At 36.4% G+C, this 16,396-nt stretch carries 10 protein-coding genes and 1 pseudogene; 8 read left to right on the forward strand and 3 right to left on the reverse strand.

The features are described 5' to 3' along the window. On the reverse strand, positions 1 to 955 hold a 955-nt coding region (locus tag V7150_RS10515), incomplete at its 3' end, for an IS110 family transposase (RefSeq protein WP_335517332.1). A 1,273-nt stretch (positions 956 to 2,228) separates the two neighbouring features. Between V7150_RS10515 and V7150_RS10520 the strand changes: the two genes are divergently transcribed. The 5 genes from V7150_RS10520 to V7150_RS10540 all read left to right on the forward strand — a co-directional run bounded on the left by V7150_RS10520 (position 2,229) and on the right by V7150_RS10540 (position 12,280). Beyond that, positions 2,229 to 5,039 carry a Z1 domain-containing protein gene (locus V7150_RS10520; protein ID WP_335517334.1) on the forward strand — a complete coding sequence of 937 codons (2,811 nt, stop codon included), beginning with the start codon at positions 2,229 to 2,231 and terminating at the stop codon, positions 5,037 to 5,039. Positions 5,040 to 5,053: 14 nt separating this feature from the next. Beyond that, on the forward strand, positions 5,054 to 6,070 hold the full coding sequence (locus V7150_RS10525; RefSeq protein ID WP_335517336.1) for a PD-(D/E)XK motif protein: 1,017 nt from the start codon (positions 5,054 to 5,056) through the stop codon (positions 6,068 to 6,070). A 543-nt stretch (positions 6,071 to 6,613) separates the two neighbouring features. Then, positions 6,614 to 7,117: a hypothetical protein gene (locus V7150_RS10530; protein WP_335517339.1), complete on the forward strand. Its 504-nt coding sequence runs from the start codon at positions 6,614 to 6,616 to the stop codon at positions 7,115 to 7,117. 16 nt (positions 7,118 to 7,133) lie between these two features. Next, a complete protein-coding gene (locus V7150_RS10535) occupies positions 7,134 to 8,522 on the forward strand; it encodes an amino acid permease (RefSeq protein WP_335517342.1) in 1,389 nt (462 codons plus the stop codon). Between the two features lie 746 nt (positions 8,523 to 9,268). Beyond that, positions 9,269 to 12,280: an efflux RND transporter permease subunit gene (locus V7150_RS10540; protein ID WP_335517345.1), complete on the forward strand. Its 3,012-nt coding sequence runs from the start codon at positions 9,269 to 9,271 to the stop codon at positions 12,278 to 12,280. A gap of 126 nt (positions 12,281 to 12,406) precedes the next feature. On the opposite strand, the gene V7150_RS10545 is transcribed toward V7150_RS10540, so the two are convergent. Both V7150_RS10545 and V7150_RS10550 read right to left on the reverse strand, forming a co-directional pair. Continuing rightward, a complete protein-coding gene (locus V7150_RS10545; RefSeq protein ID WP_335517348.1) occupies positions 12,407 to 12,574 on the reverse strand; it encodes a hypothetical protein in 168 nt (55 codons plus the stop codon). 164 nt (positions 12,575 to 12,738) lie between these two features. Beyond that, positions 12,739 to 13,443 (reverse strand): helix-turn-helix transcriptional regulator, encoded by a 705-nt coding sequence (locus V7150_RS10550; RefSeq protein ID WP_335517351.1) that lies wholly within the window; start codon positions 13,441 to 13,443, stop codon positions 12,739 to 12,741. Between the two features lie 253 nt (positions 13,444 to 13,696). Here V7150_RS10550 and V7150_RS10555 point away from each other — a divergent pair, with 253 nt between their 5' ends. From V7150_RS10555 to V7150_RS10565, 3 genes and pseudogenes are all read left to right on the forward strand, one after another. Further along, a complete protein-coding gene (locus tag V7150_RS10555; protein ID WP_335517354.1) occupies positions 13,697 to 14,071 on the forward strand; it encodes a RidA family protein in 375 nt (124 codons plus the stop codon). Positions 14,072 to 14,476: 405 nt separating this feature from the next. Further along, positions 14,477 to 15,850, forward strand: a complete 1,374-nt coding sequence (locus V7150_RS10560) for a GntT/GntP/DsdX family permease (RefSeq protein WP_335517356.1) — start codon at positions 14,477 to 14,479, stop codon at positions 15,848 to 15,850. Between the two features lie 81 nt (positions 15,851 to 15,931). Continuing rightward, positions 15,932 to 16,396, forward strand: a pseudogene (locus V7150_RS10565) (D-serine ammonia-lyase); the annotation flags it as partial.

Here is a 16,396-nt window from a genome sequence, read left to right on the forward strand (position 1 = left end):
GAGAAAAGTTACTTAGGTCTCCAGCCTCACCTAATATGCCAGCTAAAGAAATTTCACTAATTCCTTTTATGGTAAGTAACTTCTTAGCGAATGGGATCTTATTTAATACTTCGGTCACTTGTTTTTCAACTCTTTCGAGTTGTTTTACAGCGAGGTCATATTCCTCTAATAATTGTTCTAAATGGAATTTATAAGCATCCAGAGCTTGTCCAGTCCCAATAGAGGATTTTGCTAGATTGATTAGTAATTGAGCCTTCTTGGGTCCTGGTTGTCGTTTCATTAAAGACTTCCAACCCCTCATGACATCTAGTGCTTCAAGTGAAGATATTTCATCCGGTGTAGGAAATAGCCTAAGGGTTGCGATAGCCCCTTTGCACGTAACATCTTTAAACACTTGTCTCAGTTCTGGAAAGACCACATCCACCCATCGATTTACTTGATTAATAGACATCACGAGACGTTTAACAATTACATCACGGTTAGAAATAAGAACTCTAAGTTTCCCAAATGATTCTGATGTTGGACGAACAAAGGAATAATAGCCGTTTTTCACCATATCTGCAATAACGAGGGCATCTTTTTTATCACTCTTCGATTGAGTATTGTCGCGATTCTCTTTATTTCTTTTTACTAAGTGGGGATTCACAGTAACTACCTCAATGTTTTGTTTATCCAGCCATTTTGATAGGTTAATCCAGTAGTGTCCAGTGGGCTCCATCCCAACGATAGCTTCATCAAGATTGTTTAATCTTTGTAGATTTTTAATCCATATTAGTAAACTAGAAAATCCCTCGTCATTATTTTTGAATGTGAGTGGATCTCCGACCACAATTCCACGGAAATTAACAGCTCGAGCTACATGAAATTGTTGAGCTATATCCACACCGATAATAAGATGTTTAACGGAAATTCTTTCTATTAGTTGATTTTGTTTGTTTTGCATTTTAAACTTCATAATAGGTTCCTCCTTAAGTTTGAGTTAGAGTGATGTCTATACTCATATCTTACTGAGGAGCCCTATTTTTTTCAAAGTCGAAAAATAACGACCTACAGGAATGCTATACTGCTACGTTACTTGAATAAGACTTTACTCCTTATTGAAGTAAAGCATCCGTTACTTGTATAAGAAAATAATTGCATCTTTTCCATAATACGTTTTAAAAGTTTTCCTGAAAAAATTTATGTATCCTTTTGGTAACAGTAAAATCAAGAAAAATACCAATAACAAACCAAAAAATAATCGTCGATATGTAAATAACATTAAGTGTTACAGAATAATCTTCCAATACCCAAGATGGTGGGCTTGTGAAATATAATAATATATTCTTGTCGTCACGCCCATTAATGTTAAATCTGACAATTAAAATGGATAAAAGGGTTAATAGGAACGTAAAACTCAACACGATTAAAATAAATTTAATCAATATATACTTAATCATTTCTATCATCCCTATCAGTGTATTTTTACACTAATTATAACAGATTACCCTATAATTGGAAATGGATTTTATTAAACTATCCTGCCCGTTAGCCACCCATGCAGCGCAAAACCGGCGCTGCACCACAGAGAATGAAAATGGATCAGGCAGTCTATACTGTTTTAGTGCTGGCGAAGAAGGTCTTTGAACTATGGTGCCTTTGAGCCCATCCGTTAGTCTGACTCCAACGACCACGGTGTACCACCGACTGTCGCACCCTTTAGGGGTAGCACTCATGGGAGATTAATCCTTTTTCTGGTTGTTGCGCCAGCTTTACCTATTTCATTTTAAGTAGAAGGGTATGACAATTCGATACATCTGCCAACTCTATATTCGATCCTTCAAGAGGCTCAGCCTTTTTTTTAAAACTGGTTTTTCTGGGTCTATTTTCGTATGCACTTTTTCAGTTTTTATTTTCATGGGAGTTTAAGTGAAAACCTTCACAATATCTACTCTATATTTCATCATAAATATCCAATTTTATTGAAAGCGTTCCTCAACAATCTGGCCCTATTGTGGAACAAAAAAAATCCTGCATATCAACACAGGATTTTTAATCGAACTATATTATAAATGATCAATCTTTTTTATAAAACTACAATTAAAGCATCGATAACCTGACCGAAGGTTCTGATTATGTCCATTCACAAATAGCGTTTTACTTTAGAAATTGTGAAAAGTGCATGTTTAATAAAATTAGTAATAGTGAATAATGTTGAAAATATTCTAAGAGGACGGGGAGTTGTTTTTGTGAATACTCACGATTTAATCCACACCGAAATCGCTCTAAGAAATCTATTCACTATTATTCCATATCATCTAAAAAAGCAAAGGATATTTGAAACAAAAGATAAAAAAGAGATTTTAGAAAAAGTTGAGAGCATGACGAAAGCCATTGATCCAAATGCCTCATATGATAAAGGTAGAGTTGCTCGAGAACTTGAGGCCAATATAAATGTATGGGCAGAGGAACAAGACAGCTTTATTAAAAGTCTACATTCTCATAAGAAGAAGCCTTGGCTTATTAGAATGAAACCTAAAATTGAATGGACATTTTGGGAACGATACGAGTCTTTTTTAGAGCATGTCAAAAAACTGCCTTCTCTCGTTGTTTCCAAAATTGATAGCCGAACAGACAGCATATTAGATTTATTAGGTGACCCTACAAGTCCTGGATCGTGGGATACGAGAGGGATGGTTGTAGGTTCAGTACAAAGTGGTAAAACAACAAATTATACCGCTCTGGTCTGCAAAGCAATTGATGCGGGCGTTAAGCTTGTTATAATTTTAGCCGGCCACGACGAAGGTTTAAGAACTCAAACTCAAAAGAGGATCAATGAAGGCATCTTAGGGGAGTTTGTTGTAGAAGAAGAGGCTGGCGAGGAAGGGTCTTTATGCATTTTAGCCAAAAGGAAAAGAGAAATTCCAGTGGTTCATTCACTAACAAAAAACGAACACCAGGGAGATTTTAATCGTATCCTTTCAGATACAAACATCAAGGTCGGTGGAGATACTATCTTGTTAGTAGTGAAAAAAAATGGTGTTATTTTAAAAAATGTATTATCTTGGTTAAAACGGAATTCGAAAGTACACAAGGAGACGGGAGCACACTACTTCGACAATATCCCTTTATTGTTAATTGATGACGAATGCGACTACTATTCCTTAAATACAGCAAAGGAACATGAAGTAAAATCTATTAATGGAAGCATTAGAAGGATTTTAAATATGTTCCACCAAAGTTCTTACGTTGGCTATACCGCAACACCATATGCCAACGTATTTATAGAGAAAGAAACAAGTAAAGAGAACTTAAAAGAATATGGACCAAGCTTGTTTCCTAAGGATTTTATCGTGAATCTTGCAAAGCCTAACAATTATTATGGACCTTCTGAAATTTTTGGTTTAGCCGAAAATGAAGAAGAGGAAATCGAAAAAAAAGAGGCGTTGCCGATTATTTCCTTCGTAAAGGATGCCGACAGATACATACCACATGGACATAAAATTGACCACAAAATCGAAGGATTACCAGAAAGTCTTTGTGAAGCCATCAAGGTGTTTTTACTAGCTTGCTGCATTCGAAATGAAAGAGGGCAAATCAATAACCATAATACTATGCTCGTTCACGTTACCAGATTCAAAAACATTCAGTGTGACGTAGCTGACTTGATTACAGATGAATTGCGGTCCATTAAGAATGAATTAAAAGACAGAGACTCCTCTGTATATATTCAGTTGTTTAAGCTATTTAATGAGAACTTTATTCCTACAACGAACAAAATTGTTCAACAAGTGAATGATCGGAAAATTAAAATCGTTGAGTGGAAAGATGTTAAAAATCACCTTTACGATATGGCTCAAATTATTGAAGTTCGTTCAGTTAATTCAAAAAAAAGACAGTACTTAAATTACGACGACTACAAAGAAAGTGGTTTAAATGTCATTGCGGTCGGTGGAGATTTATTATCACGGGGATTGACCCTAGAAGGTTTGTCCGTCTCTTATTTGCTTCGTTTTGCTAGTGCAGGTGATGCTCTCGTTCAAATGGGGCGTTTTTTCGGCTATAAAGAGGGCTACATCGATTTATGCCGTCTGTACACTACTGAAGACCTTGTTAGTGCGCATGTTCATATGGCTAGTATAGAAGAAGAGCTCAAACAAGAATTTGATATTATGGAGTCAATGAGAGAGCCTCCCGAAAAATATGGCTTAAAAGTCCGTATGCACCCTGAGGGTCTTTACATTACAGCACCAAACAAAAGAAGATTTAGTCAAGAAGTAACCGTAAGTTACAGCGGAACACTTGCAGACCACACCTTCTTTTATAAAGACAAAGAGATAATCTCCAAGAATTTTCGCTTCTTTGAAAGGTGGATTTCTTCTTTGGGGAAACCTAATGATAAAGAACATCATCAATGGGGAGGTATTGGTCCAGATAAAATTCTTGAATTGGTTATTGGATATATAAACCATCCGGATTCAACGAAGACAATACCAGAGGTACTACAAACCTATATCAACCAACAAGTATCAATTGGTAATCTTACTAATTGGACTGTTCAAATAATGAGTAACTCAAGAGAAACTGTATACATAAAAGAAGAAGGTAATGTTAAACGGAAAAAAGTAAAAAGAATGAAAATTGGAAATTTAGAGGAAGAAGTGGGGTTGGTAATTCGAAAGGATGGAATACAATCGAACTCCTCTCTTTATCAAATAGAAAAGGCGCATCTAATTATAGATCGTCATGAGTCTTTAGATATGAAAAAGTTCTTCCCTGAAAATTACGAGAAAGCATTAGAAGATTTTCGAACTTACAGAGAGGCAAAAATGGATAGAGACCTCAACAAGTATAATTATCCTATCGGCCCGCACGTTCGTTATAATAGACCAGAAACTTCGGGGTTTTTGATGATTTACATTATTGACACATCCTATATACTACATGAGCAGTGTGATCCAATTGTTGGTTTTGCAATTAGCTTTCCAAAAACTGAACGGGCGCCAGAAGTAAAATACTTGGCTAACGAAACGTATATGTCAAAACTACATAAACAATAAAGGGAGTTGAAGTGATGTCAATTATTCCAACAAACCCTAATGAAATATGGTTGGACATGGAGTATGAAATTATTCGAACGAAAAAAGCAGACGGTGTTGTAGAACGATTAGGTATATGGGTAGAGGACGTCAACCTCTACCTTTGTTTAAATGCTAATACTAGAAAGCGAATACTTACTTTGTCTGTTCCAATTCGAATTGTTCCCAATATAAACGATGTCCCTGAATCCAAAGGATACATTGTAGAGTTTTGTCAATCATCAAGAGGGAATGAATATGTTGATATAATGCTAACTCTAACTAAGTTAGAGTATAGAGAATTTTTTTCAACACTTGCAATAGACCTGATGAAAACCGTTGAAAAGGTCAAAAAGAAGCGTGCAGCTGTTACCTCCTTTGTTCAACGCTTAAATCGTTGGCAACAATTCTTAGAGAGAAAAAACGGTTCAGAATTGAGCGAAGAGAAACAAAGAGGCTTGTTGGGAGAATTGATTGTAATGAAAGAATTAATTGAAGCGAATGTTAACAAAAAACATGTAGTTGATGCATGGTTAGGTCCAACAGGAGCTAATCATGATTTTTCTTTTCACGAGATTGATCTAGAAGTTAAAACATCCCTTTATCACACATCTGAACATGTGAAAATTAGCACTGAACTGCAATTAGATGAAACCGGATTAACGAATCTGTACCTTTATCATTTAACTCTAGAAAGAACACCAAACCGAGGGATCTCTCTACCGGAAGCGATTAAACTAGTAAAGGGGCTTTTAAAATGCTTTCCCATCTTGGAGCAACAATTCAATTTCAAATTAGATGATTTTGGATACTCAGATTTGCATGAATATGCTTATGCAGGTAAATACACCATACGTAAAGAGTCGATTTTCAACGTACAAGGTGAGTTTCCAAGATTGAAACCTGATAATTTAAGGAAGGGAATTTTAAAAGTATCCTACCATGTAGATTTGGCCATTTGTGCTGATTTTCAAGTAGACAAAAAGGAAATAGTTCGAAGATTAAAAACATGAAAGAAAAAGAAAGTTAGACGTTATGATGCAAATTATCAATAGTAATTATGCATGAATTAATTAGTAATTAGAGATTAGGAATTAGCAGTATTTTAATATATTTAATGACCGATAAGTGACCGGATTTGTTCATCTTTAATAACTATTAATAAAGTTGAATTCAAAAAAACATTGATTTAATAGGGTTTATATAATGCATTTTAATGTATTGTTACGAGTATTAAATGGGCGGCATGATGTAATAACGCTCCATTATCCCTTAATTTGATAGGGTTTCTGGCCAATGCCCTGAAAAGGGTAACATTGAACTTTAATAAGGCTAAAAATTAGAGGTTTTCCATGAGTTTTTTGAACTTTTGGGAAGCCTCTTTTTTCATCTCTTTTGTCTCATGCAAATAAACATTTTTTGTAGTGTCTTCATCCTTGTGTCCTTATCGTTCCATTACTTGTGGAAGACAATCTGTAGGGTCTTTTTTGAGTTTTACGTTTGCAGTGTTCTTTGTATAATCAAAGTATTAAATAAAACTTAAACGGGAGAGTCATATGAATCTAGATGAAATCATTATCAATATAGATTTTGAGGACAGAACAGGATTAGGATATGAGATATTCGAAGTTTGTGAGAAAAATGGGATCGATAAAATCAGCATGGAGGTCATTCCTGATCAGGGAATGTTTATCAAAATGCGGGCCGTTGAGGAAAATAAATCAACATTTCTGCAGGATTTAAGGGGAATAAAGGGTGTAAATGAGATTTCATTTCGAAATCATATGCCCTATGAATCTCGTGAACATAAATTAAACACGATTCTTAATGCTATTAGTGAGGGGGTCGTTGCTGTAAGTGAAAACGGGGAAATCAAACATATAAACAAGCTAGCCTGTAAAATTCTTGAATGTGCAAGTGACGAAGCATTACCTCCGTCATTCAACCTTTTGGGACGTCTACCTATAGGATCCTCTTTCAAGTCCGTCTTACCTGATTTTCTTTTATTGAAGATCCAAATTTGCTTTATTAATTATTTGTTTGAAACAATGCAAAACTAATTGGAGAGTGGGAAATATGGGGGAAAACCAAGAATTGAAAAGAGGCCTCAAAAACAGGCATATCCAGTTGATCGCTCTTGGGGGAGCAATCGGGACAGGTTTGTTTTATGGCTCGGCATCAACCATCGGGCTTGTGGGACCGGCGGTAATGTTATCGTATGCACTCGGCGGATTTTTTATTTTCCTTGTTATGCGCTGCATGGGTGAAATGACTGTACATACACCTGTTTCCGGTGCGTTTAGTGCGTTTGCTTATAAATATTGGGGAGACATGGCAGGATTTATTTCCGGCTGGAACTATTGGTTCTGCTATGTGGCTGTATCGATGGCTGAAATAACGGCGGTGGGGATTTATGTCAACTATTGGTTCCCTGATATTCCGCAGTGGGTTTCCGGATTTGTAATGTTCCTGATTATTACCGGAATAAACCTAATTGGAGTAAAAGCTTTTGGCGAAATAGAATTTTGGGGAGCCATTATTAAGGTTTTAGCCGTTATTGTTATGATTCTTTTCGGCCTTGCGATCATTTTCTTCGGCTTTGGACATGGCGGAGAAGCGATTGGGTTTTCGAATCTGTGGGAACACGGAGGATTCCTGCCAAAGGGATTTAAAGGATTAATGTTGTCCTTGGTAGTCGTAACCTTTGCGTTTGGCGGTGTCGAGCTGATTGGTATTACTGCCGGCGAAGCGGAAAACCCTGATAAAACGATTCCAAAAGCCATCAATCAGGTGCTTTACCGAATCCTTATTTTCTATGTTGGTTCCATGCTTGTATTGGTAACTTTATTCCCTTGGGATAAAGTAGGCTTAAAGGGAAGTCCTTTTGTAATGATTTTTGAACAATTGGGAATTCCGGCTGCTGCATCCATTCTAAATATTATCGTACTTACTGCAACATTTTCTGCTTATAACAGCTGCTTGTATAGTAATGCCCGCATGCTTTTTGGACTTGCAGAACAAGGCAACGCACCGAAATTCTTGAAAAAGGTTGGAAAAACAGGCGTTCCTGCTTATTGCGTATTATTCTCATCAGGTATTGTCGGCATAGCAGTTATTTTAAACGCCTATTTACCAGGACAAGTATTTGGGATTGTCATGTCTATTGCGGTTCTAGCCATTATTATTAACTGGATAATGATTCTAATCACTCATAATAAGTTTAGAAGAATCATTGGCCCTAGTGAAGCAAGGCTGTTAAAGTTTAAAATGCCTTTCTACCCGATTTCCAATTATGTAACATTGGCTTATTTGGGAATGCTGATCGTATTAATGTGGTTCCTGCCGGATTTCCGCGTATCCCTTTACCTTGCTCCAGTTTGGTTAGGAATTCTAGTTGTGGCCTATAAAATTAAGAGTCGCGGCAAAGGAATGAACAATAGCGAATATCTTAAGGAAGCTAATTAGTCACCTTTGGCGGGGCCAAGGGGACGGTTTGGGTGAAGCCATGAGAACCGTCCCCTTGTGGTTTCTGCTTAATATAGCTAACATTTTGCTAACGCCATCCCATAAAAAACGGTAAATCCTCGTTAAAGATGTTACAGCCAACAATATCCAAAACGTTGATTTACCGCGCTTTTTACACCTCACGTTAACGATATTACACTCTAGTAGACTACGGGCGGCATGATGTAAGGCTTTTAAGCCTTTCAAATGGGAAATAGTTTAGACTATTCTCTCCCATATTTTCGACCATTTTGAGAAGTAGTCATGTAAAAAACTTATATCAATAGTAAAAACCACTTCCTAAAATTTAGTGAGTGGTTTTTTGTGTCGTTGAAATTTGCGTATCATTCGGGCTTACGGTTCTAAGACCTGGGACCTAGATAAGGTTCATGCCAGGGGCTGTTACAGAAAAGTATGAAAACTTGTAAATTATAGAAGTGGAACTGCGTTAAAACAGACTGTAGATGTAGAGTACGGTTTAGGAAGAAAAGTAAGTTTAATTAAAATGTGATTGGGAAGAGGTGAATATTGAATCCTTTACAAAATTGTATTGAAAAAAGATAAATAGTCATTTAGGATCGAGTTTCTACATTATTTTTACAAAAAAACAACATTTTGTTAAAACAATACATAAATTTCAGGCAGAAGTCTAGTACAATAAAAAAGTGCCATGAATCAAAGATGAAAATAAAGGGGGATAATATTAAATGTCTTTACTTACAAAATGGGCCTTTAAAAATAAAGCGGCTTTAATAGTCGTTGTTATTTTATCGTTAGTAATGGGAGTTGTAAGTTACTTTACACTTCCCATGGAATTCTTGCCAGAAGCGGATAATCCACAAGTTACGGTGGTGACACTTGGGCAGGGATATGATTCGAAAACAATGGTGGATGAAGTCACTACACCAATTGAGAATGCCGTAGCAGCTGTTAAAGGAAAAACCAATGTATATTCAACAACAGGTGATGGGTACTCACAGATCAACATTTCCTTCGATTCAAAAACAAAAATGAAGGAAGCAAAGGCTGAGGTTGAAGAAAATATCAATCAAATCAGCATGCCTGAAGGGGTGCAAAAGCCTAAAGTTGTTCAACTTAATACAAACCAAATTCCTATTGCTCAAGTTTCTTTAACATTTAGCAATGGATTAACAAAAGAAAATATGGAAAAGGCTGCAAAACAAATTGAGCCTAAATTTAAATCTTTAGATGGAATTGGCAGTGTTACTTTATATGGGAAAACAGACCCAAGAGTCGTAATCCAATTGGATAATGCGAAAATGGCAGCTGCCCATATCCCGCTTCAATCAGTGATGGGGGTTCTCCAAGGACAGAATTTGGCTGTATCTATTGGAGAAAAGCCGATTGATGGAAAAATGTCCAACTTGAAGGTTATTGGAAATATCAATAGTATAGAAGCAATCAATAATCTAACCATTCCTTTACCTATACCTAATGCACCAAAAGTAAAATTAGGCGATATTGCAACAGTGAAACAGGAATCGAATCAGGAAAGCATTACTCGTATAAATGGGAAAGAAGCTCTAGTTCTTGTAATAACAAAGGCTGCTAATGCAAGTGCTGTGACCGTTGGGAAAAAGATTACAGAAGAAGCCCAAAAAATCTCTAAAGAGGTTTCAGGTGCAAAGGCAGATGTTGTTTTTGCTACATCTGACATGGTTCAGCATTCAGTCAATAGCATGATGAAAGAAGTTTTAATGGGAGCACTTTTTGCAACAATCGTCATTGTTTTATTCTTAAGAAATATCCGTTCAACCTTCATTACGATTATTTCGATTCCACTTTCATTAGGAATTACCCTATTTTTATTATGGAAATCAGGAATCACCCTAAACATTTTGACCCTTGGCGGGGTTGCTGTAGCAGTTGGCCGTTTAGTAGATGATAGTATCGTAGTGATTGAGAACATTTTTAGAAAAACACAAGAAAAAGAGTTTAATAAGGCTACTGTTCTAGAGGCAGTAAAAGAAGTGGCGACAGCTATTACTTCTTCAACGCTCACAACGGTCGCGGTTTTCTTGCCTATGGGATTAATTCAAGGTTCTCTTAGAAGCTTTATTTATCCATTTGCATTAACCATCACCTATTCATTGCTTGCTTCACTTGTAGTAGCATTAACGGTTGTCCCATTAATGAGTCTAGGTATGCTGAAAAAAGCAAAGCTGCCTGCACATAAGCAGCCAGTGCGGTATATGAAAGTATTAAGATGGTCCCTTAACCATAAATTCATTCCGATCTTGCTAGCTGTTATCTTCTTTGTAGGATCCATTGGCCTTTATTTTGCCATGCCAAAGGGAGCCATTGATGCTAAAAATGCAGAAAATGTAGTGATTCAATTAACATTCCCAAGTCAAACCCCAATAGATACAGTCAAAAACAGGGCAATTGAATTTGAAAAGAAAGTCCAAGACCTTGATGGATATAAATATCTCATCACTCAAGCTGGAACAAATTCAGATGCAGCAGCATGGGGTCAGGTAAGCAACCCGACTGAAGCAACATATACAGTAATCATGAAAGATGGCGCTGATGCGGACAAATTTATGAAAGGCGTTAAAAAACTCAAAAATGAGTTTTCAGAGGCGGACCTTTCTGTTTCAGCAGGTTCTATGATGGGATCTTTTTCAAGCTCTGAAATTACCCTAGACCTTGTTGGTAAAAGGACTCCAGATCTAATTGATGCATCCAATAATGTAATGGATAGTATCAAGGGAATTAAAGGGGTAAACAAGGTTACAAGCAACCAAGAAGAAACAAAACCTGTTTATACGATAAAAGTTGATTCAAATGTGACAAATACACAGCAGATAGCGACACAACTTCATGCTCTAATGAATCAAACACCAATTGGAACAGTGAAAATAAACGAGAAAGACACTGTAGTGTACCTGAATGCAGGCTTTAATCCAACATCAAAGGCGGATTTAGAAAACAGTAAAATCATGACTGAAACAGGTGTTGTTTCACTTAGCACTATTGCATCTATTGATAAAAGTGAACAATCAAGTACGATTCTTCATAAAGATGGCGATCAATACTTGCGTGTAAGTGCTCTTGTAGATTCTGATAAACTTTCAGTCGTATCGGACAAAATTAATAAAGCTACAAAAGACCTTAAGTTGCCTAAAGGAGTTAAGCTTGCCACAGGCGGGGCAACAGACCAACAATCAAGCGACTTTGCTGACTTAGGATTAACCATGCTGGCATCCATTGGCCTCGTATATTTGATAATGGTTATTACCTTCAAAAACTTACGGACACCAATTGCAATCTTAATGACTTTACCGCTTGCTTCCATTGGAGCGATTTTAGGATTGTTAATTACAGGCGTGTCCATTGACCCTACCGCATTGTTTGGAGCATTAATGCTCATCGGAATTGTTGTTACTAACGCTATTGTCCTAATTGACAGGGTTAAACAAAATGAGGAACATATGATCATAAGAGAAGCTATTATTGAGGGTGCAGCAACCCGGATAAGACCAATCTTAATGACAGCAGTAGCTACAATTTGTGCGATGGTGCCAATTCTATTTGGTGATCCAGAAACAGGATCCCTTGTGTCAAAAGGTTTAGCAGTCGTAGTAATTGGCGGTCTAACAGTGGCAACCCTACTGACATTAGTAATCGTACCAGTGTTCTACGAGCTGCTTTATTTCAGAAAATCTAAAAAGCAAAGATTAAGTAGCGATAAATAACAAAATATGAAGGGACTATTGGTTTTTTCCAATAGTCCCCATATTGGGCTTTGTTTTGTAACTTATTATCTTGGAACATAAAATTAGCATTTTCTCCAAGCCCACCCTTACCGTTGTATTGAATCATTATTTTATGTAGTTCAGTTCCTTTTTCTCCAAATTCTGAAACGACTTCTCCTGCTCCGTTGCCACACCAGCTGCGCGTGCTTTCTTACGCCACTTGTACAATGTCACTTCAGTGATGCCTTCTTCTTTCTCAATTTGCATCACTGATTCATTATTTGGTGGCATCATGCATTTAACAATGGCTTCTTTTTATTCCTACGAATATCGTATTCTATTTCTCCCTGACATATCGATCGACCTCCGTGTTATTTACTTAACTATAACACTAAAGTATCCTACGACATCTATCCTAACAGAGGGGGCGTTTAACCTCCCGTATTTTCAAATAATGTTTAGTCCATCCCATGCTTCATCTTCTGCAGTTTCGAACGATATCGATACACACTTGCCTCAGAAACCATCAATTTATCAGCAATTTGGCTGATCGAGCCTTTGAGCTTGAAGATACCTGTACTTTCAAGCTTATCAATTAACTCCATCTTTTCCTCTTGTGTCAGGCGCTCGGTTGGAATTTGTTTTTCTTCATAAAACTCCTTGAAAACAGAATCCACGATGTCTTTTTGATTTTCAAAGAAGTTTTCCGTTTCGACAGGGACGGTATCAAGTGAAAGTTGAACGGTGCTGAAGTCTGTAGGGGCTTCTGTTGGTAATTTTAAACCTCCGCCAAAACCTAAACGAAGAATTTCCTGGCTTAAGTCAATGAGCTTGGAATTATCGATATTAATACAAAACATTCCCAATAACTTCCCTTTATCTTTTATAAAAAAAGTGGAAGAATTTAATATCTTATTATTCATCGTTTTACCCGTATAATTACAAATATAATCTTTTTCTTTCCAAACTTCGCTTTTGATAAACTTAAGTGCAAGATCCGTTAAGGGAGACCCTACTTTCCTTCCGCTGATATGACAGTTTGCAATTGCGATAATACAATGTTTTTCATCACTTACATCCTGTAGAGCGATTTCACAGTTTTCACCCATCACCAAGCCTAAAAATCCAACTAATTCTTTGTAATAATCCATAATTTTGCTCATATACGTCACGTCCCTTCTTCTAAGTCTGAGTGCTAAATATCATATATTTTTCATGATAAAAAAGGTAGAAGTTTTAAATTTTATGGTATCAACAATATAATACTATATAAAAATTAATTATTGTAATAAAAATGATACTTTTTAACAAAAATTTTGCATATCAATAATAAATTATTATGCTGACGAAAAATTATTATTGACTTATTGAAAATAAGAAATAAAATAAAATTATAAAAACTTAGGCGGTGGAGACATGAAGGAAATACTCAATACAACAAACGCACCAAGTGCTATTGGACCCTATTCTCAATGTGTAGTAAACAAGGGGATTGCGTTTGTTTCAGGACAATTACCAGTGAACCCCGAAGACAATACGATCCCAGAAGGTGTAACTGAACAAGCCAAACAGTCACTAAGCAATGTTAAGGCCATACTAGAAAGTGGTGGCTATAGTTTAGATGACGTTGTGAAGACAACTGTTTATTTAAAAGATATGAATGAGTTTGGTGCTATGAACGAAGTATATGGAAATTTTTTCTCAGCACCATATCCTGCTAGAGTAGCTGTAGAAGTTGCTAGATTACCAAAGGATGTAAGAGTAGAAATTGAGGCCATTGCGATAAAATAATTCACTGTGAATCTTGTAATCTATTGTTTCGAAATAAAACAAAAGGTTGTACTTTGCATAAAATGTAAGCGTTTATATGTTGATAAATGTCACTATCTCTGTCATTAAAAAAGGAGTAACCTTCCTATGGTAGGCACATTAATGGAAAAGTATTGATTAGGGACGATAAGTCTGAAAAAACTGAGTTCCCAGCAATAAACGAGTTATGTTTATCCAAAGATAAGTCAGCGCGCTCAAAGTCACACTTATTTGCGCTTGGAAAGGCAATCTACACATATAAAAATGAGGAACTCCACAATTGGAGTAGCCCACTCACCTCCGCGTGATTTGTAGTTAATTATTATCCCTACGGCTCTAGATTAGCCCAAATATCGCTTTAGACATAATTTCACAACGTTTTGTGCCTTGAGCGAAGCGAAAGGAATGGATATAAAAATGCATACAGGTGCAATGATGATGCTGGTATTATTTTTATCAATAGTATTACTTATATTTTGTATACTTAAACTTAAAATACATCCGTTTATTTCCCTAGTTTTGGCGGGTATTTTTGTTGGATTTGCTACAGGTATGCCCCTACCCAAAATTCTTACTTCCATTGAAAATGGAGTGGGTGGAACGCTTGGGTCACTTGCTATTATAATCGGTTTTGGAACGATCTTAGGTAAGATGTTGGAGGTATCTGGTGGTGCTGAGCGAGTAGCGCGAACAATGCTGGAAACTATGGGAGAACGGCGTGCGCCTTGGGTTATGACACTTGTAGGCTTAATTGCCGGAATTCCAGTATTCTTTGAAGTAGGTTTTGTTTTACTTTTTCCACTGATTTTCATTGTTGCTAGACAAGCTAAGATGTCGCCACTAAGGGTTGGAATTCCTTTGGCTATATCTCTGATGGTCGTACACTCCATGGTACCTCCACATCCGGCGGCATTTGCTATTACCACAATGCTGAAAGCTGATGTTGGGAAAGTTATTTTATATGCACTTCTTATAGGATTACCTACTGCAATTATTGCTGGTCCACTCTGGGCTAAGTTCATCAGTCGTAAGTGTAGTACTGGAGTATTTAATGAATCAGAAGTAAAAGCCCCAACGCCAGATGAGAAGCTTCCTGGATTTGGAATTACCTTATTTACTATCTTATTACCTTTACTCATAATGGTATCAAAAACAATAAGTGTAATATATCTTACAAAAGATTCTATGTCTTACAATCTTGTTACATTTTTAGGCAATCCAATTACCGCTTTACTTATTTCAGTATTTGTAGCTTATTATACTCTAGGACTTTCTCGTGGTCTAAAGATGAAAGATCTATTATCCCTTACTGAGGAAGGATTTAAGGCAATCGCAGGCATTTTGTTGATAATTGGTGGTGGCGGTGCTTTTAATGCCATTTTAATTGATAGTGGGTTAGGTAAAGAGTTATCTAATATTATGACATCATTGCATATGAACCCAATTATTCTGGCTTGGCTCGTAGCCTCGATTTTACATCTTGCTATTGGATCTGTTACGGTAGCCATGCTTAGTGCTGCGGGTATAGTAGCTCCATTGATGACCGTTTATCCACATCTGAGTCCAGAAATTGTCGTTCTAGCTATTGGTGCTGGAGCTATTGGATGGTGTCATGTTAACGATTCTGCTTTCTGGCTTGTAAAAGAATTTCTTGGATTATCATTACCAGATGCGTTCAAGAGCTTTACTGCTGCAACCCTTATTGCATCGGTTGTAGCACTTCTGGGGGTATTACTTTTAGCACAAGTAGTTGCCATGTAAAAAATCAAGATATCATAATTGTATATTTTAATGAATATACGGAAAGATTTTAGATAAATTATAGAAGGGAGATAGGTTTGTATGGAAAATAAGACAATTCAAGGAAAAACAATAAAGGAATGGGAAGAGAAGTATCCTCTAATGAGCAGGATTATTTCAACTGACGAAGTGTTTTGGACAAATTCTAAATATGAAAAATTTGAAGCTGCTATAAAAAAGATTTCTTTATCGGAGAAGGATGTAGAAGATGCAGAGGAAAGATTAAATAGATTTGCTCCATATATAGCTAAAGTTTTTCCAGAAACACAAAAAACAAATGGAATTATTGAATCACCTATTGTACCAATTCCTAATATGCAAAGTAATATAGCAGAGACATATAATCAAGAAATCCTAGGTCAATTATTGCTCAAATGTGATAGTAATCTTGCTATTTCGGGGTCAATTAAAGCAAGAGGCGGTATTTATGAGGTTTTAAAACATGCAGAAGATTTAGCTATTGAGAATAACATGCTAACAATAAAAGATGATTATTCAATTATGGAT

This window comes from Neobacillus drentensis (genome assembly GCF_036965245.1).
Taxonomy (GTDB): Bacteria; Bacillota; Bacilli; order Bacillales; family Cytobacillaceae; genus Neobacillus; species Neobacillus drentensis_G.